Source organism: Ruegeria sp. HKCCD6119, assembly GCF_013110585.1.
Classification (GTDB): domain Bacteria; phylum Pseudomonadota; class Alphaproteobacteria; order Rhodobacterales; family Rhodobacteraceae; genus Ruegeria.
Window position 1 is genome coordinate 120,804 of sequence record NZ_WVQV01000005.1, and the last position, 23,600, is coordinate 144,403.

The 23,600-nt window shown below is 59.5% G+C and carries 18 protein-coding genes; 13 read left to right on the forward strand and 5 right to left on the reverse strand.

Annotation, left to right across the window (positions count from 1 at the left end):
• The first annotated feature begins 37 nt into the window (after window positions 1-37).
• A complete protein-coding gene (gene uraH / locus GS611_RS13490; RefSeq protein ID WP_171636440.1) occupies window positions 38-391 on the forward strand; it encodes a hydroxyisourate hydrolase in 354 nt (117 codons plus the stop codon).
• Window positions 392-396: 5 nt separating this feature from the next.
• Here uraH and GS611_RS13495 read toward each other — a convergent pair whose 3' ends face one another.
• Window positions 397-1,317, reverse strand: a complete 921-nt coding sequence (locus GS611_RS13495; RefSeq protein ID WP_171636442.1) for a LysR family transcriptional regulator — start codon at window positions 1,315-1,317, stop codon at window positions 397-399.
• A gap of 101 nt (window positions 1,318-1,418) precedes the next feature.
• Here GS611_RS13495 and GS611_RS13500 point away from each other — a divergent pair, with 101 nt between their 5' ends.
• The gene (locus tag GS611_RS13500; RefSeq protein ID WP_171636444.1) at window positions 1,419-2,651 is read left to right on the forward strand and encodes a urate hydroxylase PuuD; all 1,233 of its coding nucleotides are present in this window, start codon (window positions 1,419-1,421) and stop codon (window positions 2,649-2,651) included.
• A 54-nt stretch (window positions 2,652-2,705) separates the two neighbouring features.
• Here GS611_RS13500 and GS611_RS13505 read toward each other — a convergent pair whose 3' ends face one another.
• The gene (locus GS611_RS13505; protein ID WP_171636446.1) at window positions 2,706-3,608 is read right to left on the reverse strand and encodes a LysR family transcriptional regulator; all 903 of its coding nucleotides are present in this window, start codon (window positions 3,606-3,608) and stop codon (window positions 2,706-2,708) included.
• A gap of 155 nt (window positions 3,609-3,763) precedes the next feature.
• Here GS611_RS13505 and xdhA point away from each other — a divergent pair, with 155 nt between their 5' ends.
• The 8 genes from xdhA to GS611_RS13545 all read left to right on the forward strand — a co-directional run bounded on the left by xdhA (window position 3,764) and on the right by GS611_RS13545 (window position 16,125).
• Window positions 3,764-5,227: a xanthine dehydrogenase small subunit gene (xdhA, locus tag GS611_RS13510; RefSeq protein WP_171636448.1), complete on the forward strand. Its 1,464-nt coding sequence runs from the start codon at window positions 3,764-3,766 to the stop codon at window positions 5,225-5,227.
• Window positions 5,228-5,242: 15 nt separating this feature from the next.
• Window positions 5,243-7,561 (forward strand): xanthine dehydrogenase molybdopterin binding subunit, encoded by a 2,319-nt coding sequence (gene xdhB, locus GS611_RS13515; RefSeq protein ID WP_171636450.1) that lies wholly within the window; start codon window positions 5,243-5,245, stop codon window positions 7,559-7,561.
• A gap of 3 nt (window positions 7,562-7,564) precedes the next feature.
• A complete protein-coding gene (xdhC, locus tag GS611_RS13520) occupies window positions 7,565-8,443 on the forward strand; it encodes a xanthine dehydrogenase accessory protein XdhC (RefSeq protein ID WP_171636452.1) in 879 nt (292 codons plus the stop codon).
• Between the two features lie 43 nt (window positions 8,444-8,486).
• Window positions 8,487-10,088, forward strand: coding sequence for a xanthine/uracil/vitamin C permease (locus GS611_RS13525; protein WP_171636454.1), 1,602 nt, complete (start codon window positions 8,487-8,489; stop codon window positions 10,086-10,088).
• Between the two features lie 478 nt (window positions 10,089-10,566).
• Window positions 10,567-12,663, forward strand: a complete 2,097-nt coding sequence (locus GS611_RS13530; RefSeq protein WP_171636456.1) for a hydantoinase/oxoprolinase family protein — start codon at window positions 10,567-10,569, stop codon at window positions 12,661-12,663.
• On the forward strand, window positions 12,663-14,327 hold the full coding sequence (locus tag GS611_RS13535; RefSeq protein ID WP_171636457.1) for a hydantoinase B/oxoprolinase family protein: 1,665 nt from the start codon (window positions 12,663-12,665) through the stop codon (window positions 14,325-14,327). The genes GS611_RS13530 and GS611_RS13535 overlap by 1 nt, the downstream gene beginning before the upstream one ends.
• Entirely contained in the window at window positions 14,324-15,391 is a 1,068-nt protein-coding gene (locus GS611_RS13540) for a histidinol-phosphate transaminase (protein ID WP_171636459.1), read from the forward strand. The genes GS611_RS13535 and GS611_RS13540 overlap by 4 nt, the downstream gene beginning before the upstream one ends.
• On the forward strand, window positions 15,388-16,125 hold the full coding sequence (locus GS611_RS13545) for an Asp/Glu racemase (RefSeq protein ID WP_171636461.1): 738 nt from the start codon (window positions 15,388-15,390) through the stop codon (window positions 16,123-16,125). Before GS611_RS13540 ends, GS611_RS13545 begins: the two co-directional genes overlap by 4 nt.
• Before the next feature lie 190 nt (window positions 16,126-16,315).
• Here the strand turns inward: GS611_RS13545 and GS611_RS13550 are convergent, their stop codons facing one another.
• Window positions 16,316-17,671 (reverse strand): MmgE/PrpD family protein, encoded by a 1,356-nt coding sequence (locus GS611_RS13550; protein WP_171636463.1) that lies wholly within the window; start codon window positions 17,669-17,671, stop codon window positions 16,316-16,318.
• Window positions 17,672-17,900: 229 nt separating this feature from the next.
• Between GS611_RS13550 and GS611_RS13555 the strand changes: the two genes are divergently transcribed.
• Both GS611_RS13555 and GS611_RS13560 read left to right on the forward strand, forming a co-directional pair.
• Window positions 17,901-18,788 carry a LysR substrate-binding domain-containing protein gene (locus GS611_RS13555; RefSeq protein WP_171636465.1) on the forward strand — a complete coding sequence of 296 codons (888 nt, stop codon included), beginning with the start codon at window positions 17,901-17,903 and terminating at the stop codon, window positions 18,786-18,788.
• A 370-nt stretch (window positions 18,789-19,158) separates the two neighbouring features.
• Entirely contained in the window at window positions 19,159-20,463 is a 1,305-nt protein-coding gene (locus GS611_RS13560) for a UDP-glucose/GDP-mannose dehydrogenase family protein (protein ID WP_171636466.1), read from the forward strand.
• Between the two features lie 72 nt (window positions 20,464-20,535).
• Here the strand turns inward: GS611_RS13560 and GS611_RS13565 are convergent, their stop codons facing one another.
• Window positions 20,536-21,537, reverse strand: coding sequence for a sterol desaturase family protein (locus GS611_RS13565; protein WP_171636468.1), 1,002 nt, complete (start codon window positions 21,535-21,537; stop codon window positions 20,536-20,538).
• 107 nt (window positions 21,538-21,644) lie between these two features.
• Between GS611_RS13565 and GS611_RS13570 the strand changes: the two genes are divergently transcribed.
• Window positions 21,645-22,535 carry a LysR substrate-binding domain-containing protein gene (locus GS611_RS13570; RefSeq protein WP_171636470.1) on the forward strand — a complete coding sequence of 297 codons (891 nt, stop codon included), beginning with the start codon at window positions 21,645-21,647 and terminating at the stop codon, window positions 22,533-22,535.
• Here GS611_RS13570 and GS611_RS13575 read toward each other — a convergent pair.
• Window positions 22,508-23,596 carry a helix-turn-helix domain-containing protein gene (locus GS611_RS13575; RefSeq protein ID WP_371732267.1) on the reverse strand — a complete coding sequence of 363 codons (1,089 nt, stop codon included), beginning with the start codon at window positions 23,594-23,596 and terminating at the stop codon, window positions 22,508-22,510. The genes GS611_RS13570 and GS611_RS13575 overlap by 28 nt on opposite strands.
• Window positions 23,597-23,600: the final 4 nt, after the last annotated feature.

Below are 23,600 nucleotides of genomic sequence, written 5' to 3' on the forward strand. Positions count from 1 at the left end.
ACAGACTAGTAACTGTATAACTTGAGGAGTAGCGCAAATGACCGGTTACCTTACAACACATGTTCTGGATACGGCCCGGGGGTGCCCCGCCGAAGGATTGAAAATCGAACTGTTCCGCATTGAAGGTGCAGACCGCCAGTTGCTGAAAACTCTGTTCACCAATGACGACGGCAGGACCAACGAACAAATTCTACCCGAAGCAGAGTTTTCAACAGGTGACTACGAACTTGTCTTCCATGCCGGGGATTACCTTGATGCCTGCGGCACACCACCTGAAAACCCGCGCTTTCTGAACGTCATCCCGATCCGGTTTGGAATGTCCGAACATTCGCATTACCACGTGCCTCTGCTGCTTTCGCCCTTCGGGTACTCGACCTATCGCGGCAGCTGAGCGACCTACCGGGCCGTATTTGCCGCCGCAATCGACGACCCGATGCGTTCGATTATGAATTCCATGAAAAGCCGCGTTTTGGGGTCCTGCATACGGCGGTGCGTAAACAGACATGCCATCTGAATCGGTTCTGGCGGCGTCTTTTCCGCCACCGGAACCAATGTCCCGGCCTTGAGATGTTGAGCGATCTCAAAAATCGGCTTCAACGCGATACCATGTCCGCCAAGGGCCCAGCCTGTCAGCACGTCGCCATCGTCTGACTCGTAGCGCCCGGAAACCCGGAACCGTTTTGGCCCCGTATCGGTCCTCAAAAGCCATTGAAACTCGGTCGCGCCCGGGAACCGCAAATTGAGACATTCGTGCTCATCAGCGATCAACGCGTCCCCGCTTTCGGGCATCCCGCGCCTTTTGATGTATTTCGGGGATGCACAAAGCACTCTTTCGACATCCGCGATCTTGCGAATACGCAGGTTGCTGTCCTCTGGCTGACCAAGAAAAAATGCCAGGTCCAGACCTTCGGTTGTCAGATCAACCTTTCGGTCGGTCAGCCTTAACCGGACGTTCACCTCGGGGTACTCTGCAAGAAACTTCGGGACCTGCGGCGCAATCAACCGACGCCCGACTCCCAACGGCGCCGCGACATAGAGTGACCCTTTCAGGTTTTCGGTCAGATTGACGATCTGGGCTTCGGCACTTTCGACCGCTTCAAGGATCTCTGCCGCGCCGCGATAGAAAGTTTTTCCCTGCTCGGTGGGCGTTAGGCTGCGTGTCGTGCGTTGGAACAAACGCACGCCAAGATGCTCTTCCAGTTGCGATATACGCGCCGACGTGACGGCTGGCGAAACCCTCAGATCACGGCCCGCGGCGGACATGCTGCCCAATTCATAGACCCGGACAAAGGTTCTGATGTTATCAAGGTAGGACATTTTTTTGCATTTTTTGATACTGCTTGGTCTTTACCAGCAATACCAGAACAAAACACACTCGCATAGAGTAACCGGAAGCAAAGAATCTTAGGAGCAAAGCCATGTATGACTTGGCCGTAATGTGGGAGTGGATCGCCTTTTCCGTCCGCTGGCTGCATGTGATCACCGCGATGGCGTGGATTGGGGCGTCATTCTACTTTATCGCGCTGGACCTCATGCTAAAGCCGAACCCTGCCCTTCCGGACGGGGCCTACGGCGAAGAATGGGAAGTACATGGCGGCGGCTTCTACCACACTGTCAAATACCTGGTTGCGCCCTCCCGCATGCCCGAGCACCTGACCTGGCACAAATGGCAGAGTTACACGACCTGGCTGTCTGGTGCGGCGTTGCTCATGATCATATACTGGGTCGGGGGCGAGTTGTTCCTGCTTGATCCGACCAAAGTGGACCTTGCGCTGTGGCAGGGGATTCTGATTTCCGGCGGATCGCTGACCATTGGTTGGCTTCTCTACGATCAGATGTGCAAATCCAAGCTGAGCGATCACCCCACCGTTCTGATGCTGCTGTTGTTCGTGATCCTGGTGATCATGTCCTGGGGTTACAACCAGATCTTCACCGGTCGTGCCGCGCTTTTGCATCTTGGCGCCTTCACTGCAACGATCATGACGGCCAACGTGTTCTTTCAGATCATGCCGAACCAACGGATCGTGGTCGAAGACCTCAAGGCCGGTCGGACACCTGATGCCAAATACGGCAAGATCGCCAAGGTACGATCCACGCACAACAACTATCTGACTTTGCCCGTCGTGTTCCTGATGTTGTCGAACCACTATCCACTTGCTTTCGGCACCGAGTATTCCTGGATCATCGCCAGCCTGATCTTTCTGACGGGCGTCACCATCCGTCACTATTTCAACACGATGCACGCAACTGGGAAAGGCCCGCACTGGACCTGGGGCGTGACGGTTCTGCTAATGGTCGTGATCGCTTGGCTGTCTTCGGTGAGAAACACCGAGACATGGGAAGACGCCGAAGCGCGCGAGCTGACACTATACGAGCAGAAATATGCGTCCGCCGCGGGCTTCGAAGATGCCTATGACACGGTCTTGGGCAATTGCTCGATGTGCCACGCCCGCGAGCCGGTGTACGGCACCATGAAATGGGCCCCGAAGAAAGTTTACCTTGAGACACCCGGAGATGTGGCCCGACATGCTGACCAGATCTATCTGCAAGCCGGGATCAGCCACGCAATGCCGCCACCATCGGCAGTGCAAATGGATGAAGAGGCACGCCAAACCATCATCGCATGGGTGCGTGAAGTCAGAAACCAATAGGCGCGTGCGCGCGAAACCATGACAGCGAACCGGGCCGTGATGCCCGGTTTTTCTTTATGCGAAAAAGCGTTTGCTGTGCTGTGCGATATGTTCGACGAACAGGCGCACCTTGGGATCTTGCAGCTTTTTGTGCGGATAAAGACACCCGAAAATCGTTGGCAAGGGGGGCGTCTCGGGCAGGACCTCGACCAGCCGTCCATCCTCGAGAAACTCCCGCACGTCAAAGCGCGGCTTGTTGACGATCCCACGACCGGACAAGGCCCAGTCGGTCAGAACATCACCATCGTCTGCGTCGTATTTGCCGCCAACTTCAAGCTTTCGCGGCCCCATGTCAGTGCGAAGAGTCCAATAGTATTCCGGAGACCTAGGATAACGCAGCAACAGGCAGTTATGGGGCATGTGCAACAAATCATCCGGTGTTTTGGGCGTCCCAAACTGCGACAGGTAATCGGGCGAGGCGCACAGAACACGATCACAATCCGCGAACTTCCGCAGTTTCATGGTTGAATCGCCAGGCTCTCCAATGAAAAAGGCGATGTCCAGACCGTCAGCCAGAATGTCCACCTTGCGATCGGACAGGCGCATGCGAATCTCTGTTTCCGGGTAACGATCCGAGAATTCCGGCACCAGAGGCGCAACGATTCTGCGCCCGACACCCAAAGGCGCGGTGATGCGGATCGCCCCCCGCGGCGCGTCGGAAAAGCTGGCGACACGCGCTTCGGCGTGATCAAGCGCCAGCAGGACCGCCTTGGCTTCATCGTAGAAAACCGTCCCCACTTCGGTTGGTGTCATCGATCGGGTGGTTCGGTTGAACAGCCGCACACCCAGATGGTTTTCAAGCTCTTTCAACCGTTTGCTGGCCACCGCCGGGGTCAACCGAAGATCTCGCCCGCCAGAGGTGATGCTGCCCAGCTCCATCACGCGGACAAAAACACGCAGACTTTCGATGTAAGACATTGGATCCTCCCAGCAGCGAAAGAATGCGGTATAGCCCCATCTTTTTCAACGATCTGTTGAAAGTATTTGCCATTTGCAGCGATTTTCCATCTCAATCTTTGCTCCTATGGTTCCACTGACCACCCTCCGGAAGGCAGGGGCAGAGGGAGAATTCCATGACGCATCGCACCCACATCCAATTTGTCCTCAATGGCAAGGATGTCTCCGTCCCAGACGTGTCGGCAGGCCAGACACTTCTTGATTTCCTGCGCCTGGAACGCCGACTGACAGGAACGAAGGAAGGCTGCGCCGAAGGCGACTGCGGCGCGTGCACCGTGCTTGTCGGACGGCTTGGGCGCTCGGGCCTGCGCTATGCTCCGGTCAATGCCTGTATCCGGTTTCTTGCCTCTGTCGACGGCTGTCATGTCGTGACGGTTGAACATCTGTCCGGGCCTCAAGGCCGGCTGCACCCGGTTCAACAAGCCATGGTCGATCACCATGGCAGCCAGTGCGGGTTCTGCACACCGGGCTTCGTCATGGCCCTTTATGCGCTTTGGATGCAAACTCCGGAACCGACCGAAGTACAGGTTGAAACCGCATTGCAGGGCAACCTGTGCCGCTGCACCGGGTATGAGCCGATCATCCGAGCGGCCATTGCCGTCAGCCGCTACGGCACCCCGACATCTGATCATCTGAACACCGAACGCGAAACCATGACCGCGCGTCTGGCGGCCCTGAAGGACGGGCGGCGCGTGGTCTCCGGACCCGAAAACAACCTGAGCATTCTGCCATCCAGCGTCGATGATCTTGCCGAATGCCTGCAAGCTTATCCAAACGCCACGATCGTGGCCGGAGCCACCGATGTGGGCCTGTGGGTGACCAAGTTCCTGCGCGACATTGGCCCCGCCATCTTCACCGGTCATCTCGAAGACCTGAAAACAGTCGAAAGACAGGGGTCTCTCCTCCTGATCGGTGCCGGCGCCAGCTACACCGATTGCCAGGACCTTCTGTCTGAACACCTGCCACACCTGTCCTCCTACTGGGATCGCATCGCAGGGTGGCAGGTGCGGAATATGGGAACCGTAGGTGGGAATATCGCCAACGGCTCACCCATCGGGGACACGCCGCCGGTTCTCATCGCGCTCGGCGCGGAAATCACTCTGCGGCGCGGTTCCGAACGCCGAACCCTGCCTCTGGCTGACTTCTTCATCGACTACGGCAAGCAAGACCGCCAACCCGATGAATTTGTCGCAAGCATCCGCGTGCCCCTGCCCCGACCCAATGATCTGGACGCTGCATACAAGATTTCCAAGCGGCGTGACGAGGACATCTCTTCCGTCGCTGCGGGTATCCACATGACGATCACAGACGGCACCATCAGCAATGCGCGCATTGCATTCGGCGGCATGGCCGCCACGCCCAAGCGTGCGGCTGCGGCCGAGGCGGCGCTGAACGGTCAACCCTGGGCGCGCGACAGCTTTGAAGCCGCCGCCGAGGCGCTGGCACAGGATTTCTCACCTCTGACCGATTGGCGTGCATCGTCTGACTACCGGATGCTGACCAGCCAAAACTTGCTGCGTCGGTTCTTCCTCGAAAATGACGCCAAAACCGACACCCCCGTTCAACTGGCTTGCGCCTAATCAGGAGACGAGAAAATGAAAGATAACGTTTCCATCATCGGATCAGCCCACACCAACGTCAAACATGACAGTGCTATCAAGCATGTCACCGGGCGGGCCGACTACACCGACGATATTGCTCAGCCCGAAGGCACGCTGCACGCGTATCTCGGGGTCTCTGACGTCGCGCATGCCAAGCTTTTGGACATCGATTTCACCGACGTTCTGGCCACGCCCGGCGTTGTCGGTGTGCTGACCGCAGACGATGTGCCGGGGGCCAATGATATCAGCCCGACACATCTGAACGATGAACCGGTTTTCCCGACCGATGCCATTCAGTTTCATGGGCAGCCTTTGTTTGCCGTTGTTGCCGAAACCCGCGAAATCGCGCGCCGGGCCGCAGAACTGGCAAAGATCAACTACGAAACCCTGCCTCACGCGCTGGACCCGATTGCCGCGCAGGAAGCCGGATATCCGCATGTCACAGCCCCCCTCAAGCTGGAACGCGGCGACGTCGCCCCGGCGCAGACTGCGGCACCAAACCGGATCAAAGGCCGCATGAATGTTGGCGGTCAGGACCACATGTACCTCGAAGGTCACATCGCCTTTGCCATTCCGGGTGAAGACGATGATGTGGTCGTACATTGCTCCACCCAGCACCCGTCCGAAGCGCAGCATATGGTGGCGCATGTCCTTGGGGTACGGTCCAACGCCGTTGTGGTTAACGTTCGCCGCATGGGCGGCGGATTTGGCGGCAAGGAAAGCCAGATGAACCTGTTCTGCGCGGTTGCCGCCATGGCCGCCAAAAAGTGGAACCGCGCCGTGAAAATCCGCCCTGACCGGGATCAGGACATGACGGCAACCGGTAAGCGCCATGATTTTGTGATCGATTACGACGTCGCCTTTGACGATGATGGCCGCATTCAAGCAGTCGAAGGCAGCTTTGCCGCGCGTTGCGGATTCTCGGCAGACCTGTCGGGACCTGTCACCGACCGGGCGCTGTTTCACGCGGACAACGCCTATTTCTATCCGAACGTCCGTCTGAACAGTCATCCAATGAAAACCAACACGGTGTCGAATACCGCGTTTCGAGGATTTGGCGGCCCGCAGGGTGTGATCGCGGCGGAACGGATGATCGAAGAAATCGCCTATGCCAAGAGGCAGGATCCGTTGGATGTGCGCAAGGCCAATTTCTATGGCACCACGGACCGCAACGTGACTCCGTATCACCAAGAAGTCGAAGACTGCATTCTCGACCGGCTGGTCGGAGAGTTGGAAGAGACCTCGGAATACCGCCAGCGCCGTCAGGACATCATCGCGTTCAACAGGACATCGCCGGTTCTGAAAAAAGGCATCGCGCTGACACCGGTCAAGTTCGGCATTTCCTTTACCGCGACCTGGTACAATCAGGCCGGTGCGCTGGTGCATGTCTATAACGACGGGTCGATCCACCTGAACCACGGTGGCACCGAAATGGGCCAGGGTCTGAACACCAAGGTTGCTCAGGTCGTGGCCGAGGCCTTCCAAGTCGATTTCAACCGGATCAAGATCACCAAGACGACAACTGAAAAAGTTCCCAACACCTCGGCCACTGCGGCGTCCAGCGGGACCGACCTGAATGGCATGGCAGCGTTGAACGCGGTCGAGCAGATCAAAGCACGTCTGGTGAAATTCGCCGCCGAAACCTGGAATGTCGCCCCCGAAGAAGTGGCCTTCCACGCCAATCAGGTGCATATCGGCGACGAGGTTCTGCCCTTCGATGTGTTCATCAAACAGGCCTATCTGGCGCGCGTGCAGCTCTCGGCGGCCGGGTTCTACAAAACACCGAAAATCCACTGGGATCGGGCCAAGGGACAAGGCCGTCCGTTCTACTACTACTCCTACGGCGCGTCGTGTTCAGAAGTGACGATTGATACCCTTACAGGCGAATACCGCGTGGACCGAACAGATTTGTTGCACGACGTCGGACGCTCGCTGAACCCTGTGCTCGACAAGGGGCAGATCGAAGGCGCGTTTATTCAGGGCATGGGATGGCTAACCACCGAAGAGCTTTGGTGGGATGATGCCGGCCGTCTGCGTACCCATGCTCCGTCGACATACAAGATTCCGCTCGCGTCAGACCGCCCGCGTATCTTCAATGTGAAACTTGCCGATTGGTCGGAAAATCGCGAGTTGACCATCAAACGGTCCAAGGCCGTTGGCGAGCCGCCGTTCATGCTGGGCATTTCGGTGTTTGAGGCCTTGTCGATGGCCGTAGCCTCTGTAGCTGACTACCGCGAATGTCCGCGCCTTGACGCGCCAGCCACCCCCGAACGTGTGCTAATGGCAGTTGCGCGGCTGCAAGCGGGGCCCTGAGCCATGACTGCCCCCGGTTCCCTTAGCGAATTCCTGTCCACGCAGCACAGTGTGATCTGCATTGCGCTGACACGCGTGCGCGGGTCGTCGCCGCGCAACGAAGGGACCGAGATGTTCGTGGCACCCAGGGCACTGTGGGGAACCATCGGTGGTGGCCAATTGGAGTTCATGGCCATCAACGCCGCCCGCGACATGCTGCGCGACGGGGTGTTGCATCAGGATCTGGATGTGCCGCTTGGCCCCGAAATCGGCCAGTGCTGCGGTGGGCGGGTCGAGATGAAACTGACCCGCATGCGTGCGTCCGACAAATGGGCCGCCACAGAGCGCGCGACCCAGCGCGACGAGGCTTTGCCACACGTCTATGTCATGGGCGCGGGCCACGTGGGACGCGCTTTGGCCAATCAGTTTCAGCATCTGCCGGTGCGCTGCATCCTCGTCGACACCCGACCCGAAGAGGTCGAGCTTTGCACAGCCAATGTCGAAACCCGGGTCAGCGCGATTCCCGAAGCCGAAATCTGGCGCGCGCCCGCAGGCAGCGCCTTTGTCGTTCTGACCCATGATCACGGGCTGGATTTCCTGCTGACGACCGCCGCGCTGGAACGAAAGGATGCCGCTTATGTAGGGATGATCGGGTCCGCCACAAAGCGGATAAAGCTCAGGAACTGGGCGCAGAAACACTGTGACGGACAGTCCATCGAACATTTGAAATGCCCCATCGGGGCTCGCGGTAGCCGCGACAAGCGGCCCAGCGTCATCGCCGCCTTCGTGGCGGCCGAGGTGATGGCTGAATTGACCTCTGAAACTGCCGCGACCGCCCTGACCGGGGCAAACCAGGCACCCCTTCGGGGCCACCATCACGACCGGAAAGGGAGATCGGCCTGACACCTGTCGGGCCAAACCGGTCACATCAGAGGAGGAGACCGTCATGGACGGGAGGACCTATGAATACAAGCTGTTTACCCGCAGCGATTTCAGCGCTTTCTGGGCGCTGTTTACCGACAACCTTGTCAACCTGCTGATCCTGTCCGGGGTCTGCCAATTCGTGTTTCAAATGCCTGCGGACATTGTCTTTGGCCGCATCGTTCCCGGCGCTGCCATCGCGATTTTGGCCGGTGTCGCTGTCTACACTTACCTCGCCAAATGGGCGGCAAACGCGCAGGGCAAAGACGTAACCGCGTTGCCCTACGGCATCTCGACGCCGGTTATGTTCGTCTACCTGTTCGGGGTGATCGGACCCATCTATTGGGCGACAAATGATCCAATGCTAGCCTGGCAAGTAGGCATCGGCGCCGGGTTCATGGGCGGCATCGTCGCGGCTCTGGGCGCCGTGGTTGGACCGTATCTCAAGCGGATCACGCCACGTGCGGGGATGCTGGGGACGCTGTGCGGCATTGCCCTGGTCTTCATCGGCTCTGTGCCGCTGGCCGAAGTGTTCGAGAACCCCATCATCGGCTTTACGTCGCTGCTGTTCATCCTCTGGGGTTTGATCGGCCGTTTCCGCCTGCCGGCCAATGTTCCGGCCGGCCTTGTCGCGATTGCTGCCGGTACCGTGATCGCCCTTCTGCTTGGCGAGTCCAAAATTGATGTCAGCGGCATCGGGTTCTACCCGCCGATCCCGTATTTCGGTGACCTGATCGCCGGTGTGCAATACCTGTTCGCCAACCCTGAGCTGTTCCTGGTGCTGATCCCCGTGCAGATCTACAATTTCATCGAAACGATGAACAACGTGGAATCCGCCGAAGCGGCAGGCGACCATTACCCTGTCGGGCTCTGCCAGGTGACGGACGGCGCAGGCACGATGCTGGGTGCTCTGTTTGGTTCGCCATTCCCGACAACCGTCTACATCGGCCATCCGGCCTATAAACGGCTGGATGCCCATGCGGGGTATATTGTCGGTGTGGCCGTTGTAATTGCCGCCGCCGCCTTTCTGGGGTTCCTGTCCTTCCTCGCGGGGCTGATCCCGATCGCCGCAGCCGCACCGGTACTGGTCTTTGTATCAGTCAGCCTGATCACCAACACGGCCTGGGCTGTGAAACCGATGCACATGGCTGCGGTATCCTTCGCGATCCTGCCCCATATCTCGGCCTTCCTGATGGTCAAATGGGGATCGTTGATGAACGCGCTGCGCAGCAGCGGTGTCGAAGGGCTGCCATCCTTGGGAGATCCTGATCTGACCTCGGCCCTTCTGATGGAAGGGGCTCATTACGAGGGGCACCTTGCCCTGAGCCAGGGGGCGATCATCACCGGTCTGGTCTGGGGTGCCATCGTGGCCGATGTGATTGACGGGCGCTTCCGGATGGCCGGCGCGTTTGCTGTCGCAGGTGGGCTGATGTCTTCGATCGGCATCATCCATTCCTACACGCTACAGATGCCTCAGTTCGACGGGATAACCATCGGCTATCTGATCATCGGTGCGTTTCTGTACGTCTACCCGGTGTTCGCCCCCAAAGAGGATCTTGAGCATCGCATCATCGTGCCGGACGAGCCCGACCTCATCGATGACGATTCACCCGCTCAGCAGGCCTGATCGGCAACGGGGCAGTCGAATGGCTGCCCCAGAAACCATCCCTTCCCGTTCAATCGTGGCCGTTCAAGAGGCAGAGTTTGCCCTGCGGTTGCTTGCAGATCTTTCTCCCGCCTATCTCAGAGTGACGGCATGTGGTTCGAATGGGTCTTGCAGAGGATCACCCTTGCGAACCACACATCTGCATCGGCTGGGTCACACAAAATAGACGACCACAGGTGATGTGCGAGCGGTCAAGACCCTCAACTGCAAGCCCCGCAATCGGCCAGGCGTGACGAATTTTGTCGTTTGCAGGCATTTTTGTCGCTTTCCGGCTTGTTGCGCTATGCTGGTGTGAACAAGAATACCTACGTATGAAGAGTTGTTTTCCAAATCCCATGGACCGCCGTGCCACCGGCTGTGACCTTGTGATCCCAGCCTGATCTCAGGGCGTCTGGCCCATATGCATCACGCTGTGATTACGGATTTTTCGGATAACCTCATGACAACTCAAGCGCTGCGCCTGGCCATCGATATTGGCGGCACGTTCACGGATACGGTTCTTGTCTCTGGCGAAGAGACGATACTTGCCTCGACCAAAACCCTGACCACGCATCACAACCCCGCCGACGGAGCCATGCAAGGCGCGACGCGCGTGATGCAACAGACAGGGCACCGTCTGAGCGAAGTCACCGGTTTCATTCACGGCACCACGCTGGCCACCAACGCGCTGATCGAAAAACGCGGCGCGGTCGTGGCAACCGTGACCACCGAAGGGTTCAGGGACATTCTGGAAATCGCCTACGAGCGGCGCTATTCGCAATACGACATCAATCTGGAAAAACCTGATCTGCTGGTGCCGCGTGAGCGCGCGCTGACGGTCCGCGAGCGCGTTTCCGCGGAAGGCAAGGTGTTGATTTCGCTGGAAGACACAGCCGTCGACGCGTTGTTGAAGGACATCGACGCCAGCGGAGCAGAAGCCATCGCCATCTGCCTGATGCACGCATATGCAAACCCCGAGCACGAGCGCAGGCTGCGCGATACGCTGGCGGACAGGCGACCCGATCTGACCGTCTCGATTTCGTCGGACGTCAGCCCCGAAGCGCGCGAATTCGACCGGCTGTGCACGACAGTCGCCAACGCCTATATCCAGCCTCTGATGGCAACGTATCTGGCCCGGTTTGTCCGACAATTCGAGGCCCAGGGCGTCACCTGTCCGATCCTGATGATGACAGCGGGTGGTGGAATGTGCACCATGCGAACCGCCGCGCGGTTTCCAATCCGGCTGGTGGAATCCGGCCCTGCCGGTGGTGCCATTCTGGCTGCCCGCGTCGCCGCCCACGCCGGTCTGGATCAGGTTCTGTCCTTTGACGTCGGCGGTACCACCGCCAAACTATGCCTGATCGACAACGCCCGTCCCCAGACCTCGCGCCAGTTCGAAATTGCCCGCGCCGCTCGGTTTATCAAAGGGTCCGGAATGCCGGTACGAATACCGGTCATCGAAATGATCGAGATCGGCGCCGGAGGCGGTTCGATTGCCGGGGTTGACCGGCTAGGACGGTTGACCGTAGGGCCAAAATCAGCCGGATCCGAGCCCGGCCCCGTCGCCTTCATGCGCGGCGGAACCGAACCCACGGTGACTGACAGTGATATTGCACTGGGATATATCGTACCCGACACGTTTGCCGAGGGGCATATTCAGCTTGATCCCGAAGCTTCGAAACGGGCGCTGAGCCGGGTGATCGGGTCAAAACTGGATCTGGATGCCGTAGGCGCCGCCGATGGCGTCAGCCGTATCGTCGACGAAAGCATGGCCAGCGCGGGTCGGATGCATGCGGTGGAATCCGGCAAGGACCTTGGCCCACGAACAATGATAGCGTTTGGGGGCAACGGGCCATTGCACGCCAGCCGGGTCGCGCGATCCGCCGGGGTCTGCCGCATCGTGATCCCGCCCGATCCCGGTGTCGGATCGGCCGTCGGCTTCCTGTTCGCTCCGGTGTCTTTCGAGATCGTCCGCTCGCGCTATTCGTTGCTGGGCAGCATGGACCTGAACGGGATCAACACGCTGTTCGAAGCCATGATTTCCGAGGCTAGAGAGGTCGTCTTCCAAGGGGCCGGCGATGTCCCGACCCAGACGCTGCGCACTGCCTTTATGCGCTACAACGGACAAGGGCACGAGATCGAGATCACCCTTCCCGACCGCCCCCTGACCGCCGAAGATATCGTGACGCTGACCTCTGCATTCGAACAGGAATACCGCAAGCAATTCTCGCGCCCGGTGCCGGGGATGCAGATCGAGATTCTCAATTGGGCGGTACGTGTCGCGACCTGTGACAGTGTCGTGCCGGCGGTTCCTGAAACGCCCCGGTTGAAGACAATCTCGGCGCCGGAAACCTGTCCGATCACCTGTGACGTGGACGGAGTGTCGAAACCAGCGGCCTTCGTAGCCCGAGCGGATCTGAAGCCCGGCGACCACCTTCACGGCCCCGCATTGATCACCGAGCCGCAGACAACCACGCTCGTGTCCGCCGACTTCTCGGCCCATGTGGATGCCATTGGAAACCTCGTCCTCGTTCGGGACCAGAAAGGAGGCGCATGATGTCGTCCGATCTTTCACACGATCTTTCGCCCGCCCGATTGCAGGTGATGTGGAATCGTCTGCTGGCCGTGGTCGAAGAACAGGGTCAAACCCTGATCCGCGCCGCCTTCAGCCCGATCGTACGCGAATGCGGCGACATCTCTGCCGGGATATTTGACGCCGATGGCCGGATGCTGGCGCAAGCCGTGACCGGCACGCCGGGGCACATCAACACCATGGCCGAGGCGGTGCAGCACCTGCGCCGGGCTTTCCCGGTTCAGTCCATGAAGCCGGGCGACATCTACATGACGAACGACCCATGGCTTGCCTCGGGGCACCTGAACGATTTTCTGCTGATGATGCCCGCATTCAAGGATGGCAAGGTGGTGGGCTTTACCTCCTGCACGTCGCATCTCGTTGATCTGGGTGGGTTAGGCATGGGCCCCGAAGGTTCCGACATCTATGACGAGGGCCTGCTGATCCCGCCCTGCAAGCTGGTTGAGCAGGGCACCCCCAACGATTTGCTGCTGGACATCATCCGCGCCAACAGCCGCGAACCCGTCGCCAACGATGGCGACATCTATGCACTGATCGCCTGCTGCGAAGCCGGGGTTGCAAGGCTTCTGTCGATGATGGAGGAATTTGGTCTCGACGATCTAGGGACGCTCGGCTCGTACATCATCGACACGTCGCGCCGCGGCACGCTGGAGGCCATCGCCGACGTGCCCGAAGGTGTCTACAAGAATGTTCTGAAGATGGACGGCTATGAGAATGAGCTGGAACTGCACGCCACCCTGACCGTAAGGAAGGACGGCATGCATGTGGATTTCTCGGGCACTTCGGGCTGTTCGCGCAAGGGCATCAACGTGCCGCTGAACTATGCCACCGCCTATACGGTGTTTGCCTTGCGCTGCATTGTCGGCGCGGACATTCCCAACAATGCGGGATCGCTGGAGCCGTTTACCATTGACGGGCCAAAGGGCTGCATCCTGAACGCGCAGCGCCCGGTGCCGGTTGCGATGCGGCATACCTTGGGTCAGGTCACGCCCGATCTGGTTCTGGGCTGCCTGCATCAGGCCCTGCCCGATGCGGTCCCGGCCGAAGGTGCAAGTTGCATGTTCGACCTGCCCATGCGTCACGCGCCCGAAGTGGCTCGTGATGGCGGTCGCGAATTCGCGGTGGAACCCGTACACAATGGCGGAACCGGCGCGCGACCTCATGCCGATGGACTGTCGGCCACGGCCTATCCGTCCGGGGTGTTCGGCAGTCAGGTCGAGATCACCGAAAGCGTCGCACCCGTGACGATCTGGCGGCGCGAACTGCGCCCAGATTCCGGCGGCGCGGGCAAGTATCGCGGCGGGCTGGGGCAGCGGATCGAGATGACCTCGTCCAACGGTGCTCCCTTTATCGTTTTCCTTTCGGTCGAACGGCTGAAATACCCGGCGCTTGGCCGTATGGGCGGCAGACCCGGCGCGCCCGGTCGCATCCGTTTCAGGGACGGCGCAAACGATATTCCGGGCAAAGGAGAGTTGCGGGTGGAACACGGTGATTATCTGATCTTCGATACACCGGGCGGCGGTGGATTTGGCGACCCTGCCGAACGCGACCCGGATGCGCTGGCGCTGGACATCAAACGCGGGTTGGTAACTGCGCAAGGCGCCAGGATTTACGCGGGTGACGCATGATCCGACCGGTTCCTTACATTGGCGCCATGGCCGCTTATGCGCTGGCTGATCCGAACGGCGCAGACACGGTTTCACTGGCGCAGAACGAAAGCGCCTTTCCCGCAAGCCCCGCCGCCGTTGCGGCCGGGCAGGCAGCGCTGGCGAATCTGGCCCTTTATCCCGATCCGGAATGGGCCGAAATGCGCTCGGCCATTGCCGAGGTGCACGGGCTCGTCCCCGCGCGCATTTTATGTGGGGCGGGCTCGATGGAACTGATTGGCTGTCTGATCCGCGCCTTTGCCGGGCCGGGCGATCAGGTGCTGGGCACACAATATGGCTATGCCTTTGTCGCCTCGGCGACAGCTCAGGCACAGGCCGAATATGTGGCAGCGCCCGAGGTCGATTTGACCGTATCGGTGGACGCGCTTCTGGCCGCTGTCACACCTGCCACCCGCATCGTGTTCGTCTGCAATCCGGGCAACCCCACCGGCACGCTGATCCCGAATGACGAAATTGTCCGTCTGCGATCGGATCTGCCTGGCGATACACTGCTGGTGGTGGATCAAGCCTATGCGGAATTTGCCGATGCCACGAACGATCCTGCGCAGATTCTTGCGCTGGTGGATCGGGGCGAGACCGTGATCACGCGTACATGTTCCAAGGCCTACGGGCTGGCGGGGGCGCGAGCCGGCTGGGGCTATTTCCCAAGCGAAATCTCGGGCGAGGTCCGCAAGCTTTTGAATCCCAACAATATCTCGATTGCCTCGCAGGCAGCAGCCGCGGCGGCGATGCGCGATCAGGCCCATATGCGCAACGTGGTCGCACGGACAGCCGAGATTCGGGACCGGTTTGCGCAGGAATGCCGCGAACTGGGCCTGAGCGTACCGGAAAGCCACACCAATTTCGTGCTGATCCGCTTTGCCTCGACCGCGCAGGCGCAGCGCGCTGACACGGCCCTGCGGGCGGAGGGCCTGATGATGCGCGGCATGGGCGGCTATGGTTTGTCGGACTGTTTGCGCGCCACGATCTGTGCGCCCCAGGTGATGGACAAGGCCCGCGACATCTTGAAAGGAGCGCTGACATGACCGAGACCCGCACAGCCGCCAAGATCGGTGTTCTGGTGCCCTTCACCAACACCAATCTGGAACCGGATATGGAGATGCTGCGACCGCCAAACACCACCATCCATTTCCAGCGCATGGGCGGCTATGACGTGGATGAAATTCCCGGCTCGGATCAAATGGCAGGTTTGGGTGCTTCGGATATCAGCCACGATCTGCGGATGATCTCGGGGGTGCGGCCCGATGTGGTGCTGTACGGCTGCACCTCGGCCACCCTGACCCATGGGCCGTCTTTCGACGCTGAGCTGGCGCAACAGATAAAATCGGAATCCGGTGCGCTGTCGCTGACCGCGGCCGGATCATTAATCGCCGCAATCAAGGCACTGGGGGCCACAAAGGTCGGCTTTTCCTCGCCCTATCTGGGCGAAATAAACGTTCAGGCGATGGATTTCATGGCCCAGAACGGAATCGAGACCGTTCGATGCACCGATGTCGGCCGAAAGCTGGGCAATTACGGTCAGGGAGAGCTGACCCCGGACGACGTCTATGAACTGGCCTGTCAGGCCGATCACCCGCAGGCACAGGCCATAATTCTCAGCTGCACCGACATGCGTTCGGTCGAGGCGATCGACCGGATTGAAGCAACGCTGGGCAAGCCGGTCATCACCTCGAATCAGGCGATGATGTTCTGCCTTATGCGGGCTCTGAACCTACCGCGTCACGACGCGCTGCCGGGGCGATTGTTCGACCTGCTCTGACCGGATCAGGGCGCAAGGCGATAGTTTAACGGATCAAACTCACCTCGAACCGGTCTTGGATCACCCAGACTTGTTCCCAGCTCCAATTCAACCTGTGCAGCAGGCGGCAAGACCGTTGCCGCGCCGTCATCAGGATCAAGGGTGCGGATGTGCCGGTCGGAATGCGTATATACGGCAGCTTCGGCAGATTTTACGTCTGGTCGGCGGGGGCGTAGATCAACGCGCCAAGGTCTGAGAATTTCGAACCTGGCGCGCCCAGCCCCAGAACCGCGTCACGAATTGCGGCAGCACGGGATGCACCCAGTGATGGTGTCGCAAATTCCATGAATTTGTCGATCACTTCTGTCTCATCCATTGGTGCCTCGGGTCCGCCGCGTGCATGTACGTCGCCCGACTCGAGTATCCGCCCGTCGGTCAGGGTGATGCTGACATCGGCGAACCGGCTTTCGGGGAAACGGTCAGAATGGCGTGCGGCCTCTGCAACCGAGATACGCTCGACGATCGAGGCGACCAGCGGGTCGGCCAGGCCCGCGCCGGTGATGTTCTCGACCCCGATCCGGCCATGCGCAACCATTGTCGCGACGGCAAATGGCAGCGAATACTGCGCCTTGGACGTATCATCCGGCATGCCCCTGAAAAGGCAGGCGCTTTCCCGAAACGTGTTTACATGAATCGCGGCAACATCCCGGTGAGTCAGGCCGTTTTCACGCATGAGTGCACGGGTGGCATCAATTGCGGCGTGGGCCCAACGGCAGATCGGGTAGGGTTTGACATATTGATGCTCCATTTGCCAGAAATCGCCCAGATCTTGCCAATGGGGGGCAACGTCTGCCGCTTCGATGGTGATGGCCGGTGCCCCGGTAAAGCCTTTCTCGGCCAATACCGCTGAAGAAATGCCAACCAAAGCGCCCCAGCCCGAACCGTCATGCAGCATGGTGGGATTGGCGATCTCGCGCATCATCTGGCTGCGCGGGCCATGGTATTCGGCGATCCCCATGGCCTGCCGCATCTGTTCGGCCTTCAAACCGCGCAAACGCGCCGCCACGGCCACCACGCCAATCGCGTTCCAAGCTCCGGATGTGTGATAATCGCTGACGGTGTCATGCAAAGAAATGCCCGCGCGTCCCGCGACCTCGTATCCAACAATCACCGCCGCCAGCGCTTCGAGGCCTGAAAAATCTTGAACGGTTTCAGCCAGTGCCGCCAGTGCGGGAACGACGACAACCCCGATGTGGCCTTTGGTCGGATTGTATCCATCATGTCCGTCCAAATTGTCGGTCTGTGTGGCCGCTGCATAGGCCGCACCCGCGACGCTGACGCGACGACCGTCGAAAAGCATGCGCGCGCTCAGCCCCGGATCGCCCGCGCCAAACAGCGCTACCGCACTCTCGCGCGCAATCTGTCCGGCCTGCATCGGCCCCGATCCTATGGTGATCCCCAGCGTATCCAGCAGCATCAACGCCGCTGCCTTGCGCGCGGTGTCGGGAAAATCCTGCGCGGCACGATTCAGCGCAAAATCTGCAACGGTCTGAAAGGTATCTGTCACGGTGTCCAGTCGAGGTTTTTCTTTCGGGTTCCGGATACAAGAAAAAGCCTATGTGAATTTGCGCATAGCGGCACGAAAACAATCATGGGGCAATGGCCCCGGATTATTTGTGACTAGGACCAGATCGCGTTTCGAGGCAGAACCATACGTGTGAGTCGCTCATGGGCAAGACAGCAAGCCCTGGGCTTATTAGTTCTTTGCAACGTGCCTTGCCTGAGAAACATCCGTCATGATGAATCTTCCACACCTGACCTTTCTGCGTTCGTTCGAAGCGGCGGCACGGCACCTGAGCTTTACCGCTGCAGCCGAAGAGTTGAACTGCACCCAATCTGCCGTCAGCAATCATGTCCGCTCGTTGGAAGAGTTTTTGCAGCGCCCCCTATTCGTGCGCCATCCCCGGTCGCTGTCGCTGACGGATGTGGGTGAGGCCTATCTGCCGTCAGTGCGCCATGCCCTCCAGGAAATCAACGCTGCCACGCAATCGGTCATCGTGCGGTCGCATACCCGCAAAGTGGTGGTATCTTGCCCGGTCAGTCTGGCCGAGAACTGGTTGCCGGATGTGATCCGTGGTTTCAACGCGGTGCATCCCGATATTGATCTGACGGTTCACGGCACTGTCTGGGCTGATGTCGAACCAAATGTTTCGGACATCTCGCTGACGATCAATCATGTCGACGATGTGTTGCCCGACGCCCATCGTTTGTGGGTCGAAAAACTGGCCTTGGTCTGTGCGCCCGACTTTCTGGTCGATGGCGAGCCGCTGACCGACCCCAAGCAATTGCAGAATGCACCGCTGATCCATATCCTGGGCCGCCCCTCCTATTGGGAGCACGCGGCGCGGCAGTTCGGATTGTCCGATCTGAGCCAGAAGGGCGGGTTGCGGACAAATGTCTCGAATCTGGCGATGGAAATGGCCGCCAAGTCACTGGGATGCGTCGCCCTGCCCCGGTCGCTGGCCCGGTCCTATGTCGAGCGGGGGCTGCTGATCGAGCCTTTCCGGTTTGATCTGAACAGCCCCTGGACCTATTTCATGCGTCTCAAGGAAAAACCCGTTTCGCCACCGGTCCGGCTGTTTCAGAATTGGCTGTTGCAAGCCGCCGCTGAAATGGACAGCTGATCGACCTGTCATTTGCCGGGCCATGTCACGCGGCCCCTTTTATCCCTTACGCCGTCTTGTTGGTGGCGAGAACGCGCGATCACCCCCGCGCCTCATCAATACTTAAGGCAGGAGCTATTCCAGCCATCAACAACACCCTCTGTTCAACCGAATTTCAACACCAACCGGTCTTCCTGATCCCCGGCTCCGCTGAACAAAACGGACATGGTCGCGGTTTCGAAGGGCTTTGCACCGTCTGCGTTCTTATTGCCTCAATATCCGCAAGAATCTATGGGATGCACCACGCAACTGCTGACGGCCATTGAAACCGGCGTCAGTTTCTTTGATTGTGCCCACGCCGTCCGTGGTAATTGGTAAGAAGGATTTTTGGATGCGTATTGCAATGATCGGCACCGGTTATGTTGGCTTAGTGTCCGGTGTATGCTTTTCGGACTTTGGTCATGACGTGATTTGCGTCGACAAGGCTGAGCAAAAGATCGACATGCTCAAGGCCGGAGAAGTGCCGATCTATGAACCGGGCCTGGATGTGCTGATGGCAAAAAACGTTGCTGCCGGTCGCCTGAGTTTTTCAACCGATCTGAAAACAGCAGTTGATGGCGCCGATGCGGTTTTCATCGCGGTCGGAACTCCGACCCGACGAGGGGACGGCCACGCGGATTTGACCTATGTGATGGCGGCGGCGGAAGAGATCGCCCAAGCGGTTACCGGTTACACGGTCATTGTCACCAAATCGACCGTGCCGGTGGGAACAAACAGAAAAGTTCAGGAGGTCGTTGCGGCCGCCAACCCCGCAGCCGAATTCGACGTGGCCTCGAACCCTGAGTTTCTGCGCGAAGGCGCTGCAATCGATGACTTCATGCGCCCCGATCGCGTCGTGGTGGGTGTGGAAAACGATCGCGCCGCCGAAGTGATGGCCGAGATTTACCGACCGCTTTATCTGCGTGACTTCCCGATCCTGACCACCGATCTGGAAAGCGCCGAGATGATCAAATACGCCGCCAACGCGTTTCTGGCGACCAAGATCACTTTCATTAATGAAATCGCGGGCCTGTGTGAAAAGGTCGGTGCGGATGTCAAGGAAGTTTCCCGCGGCATCGGTCTGGACGGACGAATTGGCAACAAATTCCTGCACGCGGGGCCGGGCTATGGTGGGTCTTGTTTTCCGAAGGATACCGCCGCGCTGGCGCGGATCGGGCAGGATCATGCATATCCGATGCAGATCACGGAAACCGTCATTCGGGTGAATGACGAGGTCAAAAAGCGGATGATCGAAAAAATCCGCGACGCCTGCGACGACCGCCTTAACGGCAAGACGGTGGCGGTTCTGGGTGTCACTTTCAAACCCAACACGGACGACATGCGCGACGCGCCATCACTGTCCATTATTCCCGCTTTGATCGGCGGAGGAGCCAAAGTGCGCGTCGTCGATCCGCAGGGCAAAGCGGAAGGCGATGCATTATTGCCCGGAGTCGAATGGTGCGACGATCCCTATGCAGCGGTTCAAGGGGCTGACGTTGTGGTGTTGCTGACAGAGTGGAACGAGTTCCGCGCGTTGAACCTGACCCAGCTGGCCGGTTCCATGAACTCTGCCCGAATGGTGGATCTGCGCAATATCTATTCAAAGTCACAGGCGCTGAAATCCGGCTTTGAAACCTATGTCGGCGTTGGACGCTGAACGCACACCGCCTGTTGGATCAAACGCGCCCACCGGACCCGCTTGGGTCCGGCAGGGATCTGCCTTCACGGGCTATTCGGTGGCCCAGATCTTGCGGCGGCGTTCCTTGACCATGTCATTGCCTTCATCGGTGCCGTCGTGGAACGTGTTGAACCATTCATCCCAAGGGGTTTCCCAAGTGCCGTAGTTGCAGTCAAAAAACCGATGATGCAGCTGGTGAAAGAAATCCCCGACCTGAAACTTGGCCTTGTTGCCGAACTTCACGTGCTCGAACCCGGCATGAGAGGTCGGAGCGCCGATGCCGTGATGGAACAGCAGGAAAATGGCGTGGATCGGATGAGACGGCAGCAGGAAGAAGATCATCGTATCGAACATCAGAAAGAAACTTTCGACCGGATGCATCGAAAGCCCCGACCAAGGGCCGGTATTGATGTTGCGGTGATGCCAAGCGTGGACTTTTGTATAAAGCTCACCCACATGCAGCAGCCTGTGCAGCCAGTAGAAATGGAACCCGGCCCAGATCGGCACGAAGACGGTCATGGCGATGAACCAGATCGGGTTGCCGTCTAACGTGATCATCGTGATCCAGCCATTGGCATAGGAATACAGGATCAGACATTCCCAGAACGTCCAGAACGTCAATGCCGGGCCCAAGGTCCAGAACATGTTGTCCCAGACCTGATTTTTGAATGTGAACACCTTGGCGCCCTTCATCATCGGGCGCATGTCATAGCGGTATTCGTCCTGCTGCGTGCAGAACTTCCAAAGGGCCAGGTGCAAGCCGCCTGCGACCACCATCAGGATACAGAAATTGCGGAACCAGATTTCCGCAACCCAATCCCAGCCGAAGGTTTCGATCCTGGTCAGTGAAGGCGTCAGATAGGTCCAGGTGATGACCGCAAAGACCAGCAGCAGCGCCCGCAATGCAAGCGGGTTCCAGCTTTGCAGCAGGTATTTCAACGCGGCCAGAGGTTTCGTCGGCCAATCCCAATAGGGCGCGGTCTGAATCGGCAGCTGTGGCGTGTAATTCCAGATCTTGCGCTTGGCTCGTGGCAGCAGGGCGGGGTCTGACATAGAAGGCTCATTTCATCTGTTCACTGATTACAAGCCTAAGGCGGGGGATCAAAAGCTCAGACCTAATTGTCTTGCCGGTGAGGCTAAGTTCTGCTTAGCCTGTCGGAATGAACGCCCGCGTCCCTTCCCTCAACTGGCTGCGCGTATTCGAGGCTGCGGCCCGAACCGAAAGCTTTGCCCGCGCCGCGACCCAGTTGAACATGACGCCTGCCGCCGTCAGCCAGCAGGTCAAGGCGCTGGAGACAAGACTGGGCACACCCTTGTTTCACCGTCACGCGCATGCGGTCACTTTGACCGAGACCGGGCGCGCCTATCTGCCGTCGGTACAGCAATCCTTGCTCATGTTGGAAACGGCAACCGCCGGTCTGTTCGGTGAAACCCGCGAGCAAAGGCTTTACGTGCAGTCGGTGCTGCTGTTTGCACATGGCATTCTGGCCGGGGGTGTTCCCGATTTTCAGGCGGCGCATCCTCAGATCAACCTTTCGCTTTCGACCGGCAATGTCATGTCGGATTTTGCCAATCGGTTCACTGACCTTCAGATCGTGTTCGGAAACCCCGCGCTGTTCGGCTCGGAAAGTGACGAGTTGATGCGCGAACATCTGTATCCCATCGCCCCGCCCGAGATTGCTGCCCGGATCGAGACGGCAAAGGACTTGTTCGACTTCACCTTGATCGAAGTTTCGACCCATCGGGCAAGCTGGCCGCATTGGTTCGAACACCAGCGGCTGCCAGCAGGCCAGGCACAGTATTTTTTTGCCGACAATTCGGTGATGGCGGCCGAGCTCTGCGCCAGCGGATGCGGCATTGCCTTGGCACGCGCGCCCGCGTCAGATCGCATTATGAAACTGTCGGGCTTGGTCCCTTGTCTGCCGGACATCTCCTGCCCGGGGCAGGAAGCTTATCATCTGGTCTATCCCTCCCGCACGGCGCTGCGCCCGGCAGCGCGTACGTTTCGCGATTGGCTGATGGATTACAGCGCCGCCGTCCAGACGCGGTAACGCCCCTGCCCGGTGACCTCGCGAACCAGACCCCGCTGCGCGAACAGGTCGAAATTGCGCTGCACCGCCGCGCGGGAAGCCTTGGTCAGGTCTTCTGCCAAAGGCGCGGATACCATGGGCCAGGCCGTCAATGCAGTGATCAGGCGCGGTGGGGTGCGGCCGCTCAGATCCTGCGTGACCTCTTTGGCTTTCGCCTCCCACGCGCTGATCCGGTCCAGGTGCAATAACGCTGCAAGGGCAGCCTGACCTGCGCCGCCGATCCATGCGCTCAGTTTTTCCGCCGGATCCCCCGAGCCGCGCAGCGCGCTCGGCCCGGACAAGGCCAAGGGCATAAACTGCGCACCGCCACGCCCCATGGAGGCCGCATGCCGCGCGGCTATGACGGCTGCTTCCGTGTCTTGTCCGATGCCTTGTGACACCGCCCGCCACGCGTGAAACGCAATTGCCGACTGCGTCACAGGATGCAGCCCTTCGGCGTTTTGCATGACCTCGGCCAGATCAATGATGGATTCCGGGGTCGCGTCGGCCCCCTGTGCCAGTCGGTCAAGAAACGCGGTCAGCCCCCGTTCCCAACCGCCGGCAGCAGGCGGCGCGCCCGAACTCAGGCGTCGTACAGCCCATCCGGCCCGGAACAGGGCCTGCACGTCATCATGAGTCGCGCCGATCCGCAAACCGGTCCACAAGGCCAATCGATCCACGCTGATCCGGTCTCCGGTCCACCACCCCAGATCGGACGTCTCCATCAATGCCAAGCGATGCGTCCAGCCTTCGGGGCCCGCTCGCAACCGTTCATCCAGCGCTCCAAAAGTCAGGGCCAGATCTGCAAGTTCCGCAGAAAGGTCGGACTGCGCTGCCCGCCAATCACGCGGATCGAACAGCAGGCGCTGTTCGCGTCGCGGCCCGGGCAAAAAGAATCCCTCGTCTTCCTCGACTTCATCCGGCGGCAAGAACCACAGGTCGTCCTCTTCGGACGGATCGCCGTCATAGATGCTGGCGGGGCCAAGATCTTCGGCCTCGTCTTCTGGAAGGGGCAAGGGTTTCTTCGACGTCATACCCCGCATTCTT

Bases quoted from the DNA above. Each gene is read 5' to 3' on its own strand.
- xdhA (WP_171636448.1), top strand. From the start codon at position 3,764: ATGACGCATCGCACCCACATCCAATTTGTCCTCAATGGCAAGGATGTC.
- GS611_RS13575 (WP_371732267.1), bottom strand. From the start codon at position 23,596: ATGCGGGGTATGACGTCGAAGAAACCCTTGCCCCTTCCAGAAGACGAG.
- GS611_RS13540 (WP_171636459.1), top strand. From the start codon at position 14,324: ATGATCCGACCGGTTCCTTACATTGGCGCCATGGCCGCTTATGCGCTG.
- GS611_RS13525 (WP_171636454.1), top strand. From the start codon at position 8,487: ATGGACGGGAGGACCTATGAATACAAGCTGTTTACCCGCAGCGATTTC.
- xdhC (WP_171636452.1), top strand. From the start codon at position 7,565: ATGACTGCCCCCGGTTCCCTTAGCGAATTCCTGTCCACGCAGCACAGT.
- GS611_RS13535 (WP_171636457.1), top strand. From the start codon at position 12,663: ATGTCGTCCGATCTTTCACACGATCTTTCGCCCGCCCGATTGCAGGTG.
- GS611_RS13560 (WP_171636466.1), top strand. From the start codon at position 19,159: ATGCGTATTGCAATGATCGGCACCGGTTATGTTGGCTTAGTGTCCGGT.
- GS611_RS13495 (WP_171636442.1), bottom strand. From the start codon at position 1,317: ATGTCCTACCTTGATAACATCAGAACCTTTGTCCGGGTCTATGAATTG.
- GS611_RS13565 (WP_171636468.1), bottom strand. From the start codon at position 21,537: ATGTCAGACCCCGCCCTGCTGCCACGAGCCAAGCGCAAGATCTGGAAT.
- xdhB (WP_171636450.1), top strand. From the start codon at position 5,243: ATGAAAGATAACGTTTCCATCATCGGATCAGCCCACACCAACGTCAAA.
- GS611_RS13555 (WP_171636465.1), top strand. From the start codon at position 17,901: ATGATGAATCTTCCACACCTGACCTTTCTGCGTTCGTTCGAAGCGGCG.
- GS611_RS13500 (WP_171636444.1), top strand. From the start codon at position 1,419: ATGTATGACTTGGCCGTAATGTGGGAGTGGATCGCCTTTTCCGTCCGC.
- GS611_RS13570 (WP_171636470.1), top strand. From the start codon at position 21,645: ATGAACGCCCGCGTCCCTTCCCTCAACTGGCTGCGCGTATTCGAGGCT.
- GS611_RS13545 (WP_171636461.1), top strand. From the start codon at position 15,388: ATGACCGAGACCCGCACAGCCGCCAAGATCGGTGTTCTGGTGCCCTTC.
- GS611_RS13505 (WP_171636446.1), bottom strand. From the start codon at position 3,608: ATGTCTTACATCGAAAGTCTGCGTGTTTTTGTCCGCGTGATGGAGCTG.
- uraH (WP_171636440.1), top strand. From the start codon at position 38: ATGACCGGTTACCTTACAACACATGTTCTGGATACGGCCCGGGGGTGC.
- GS611_RS13530 (WP_171636456.1), top strand. From the start codon at position 10,567: ATGACAACTCAAGCGCTGCGCCTGGCCATCGATATTGGCGGCACGTTC.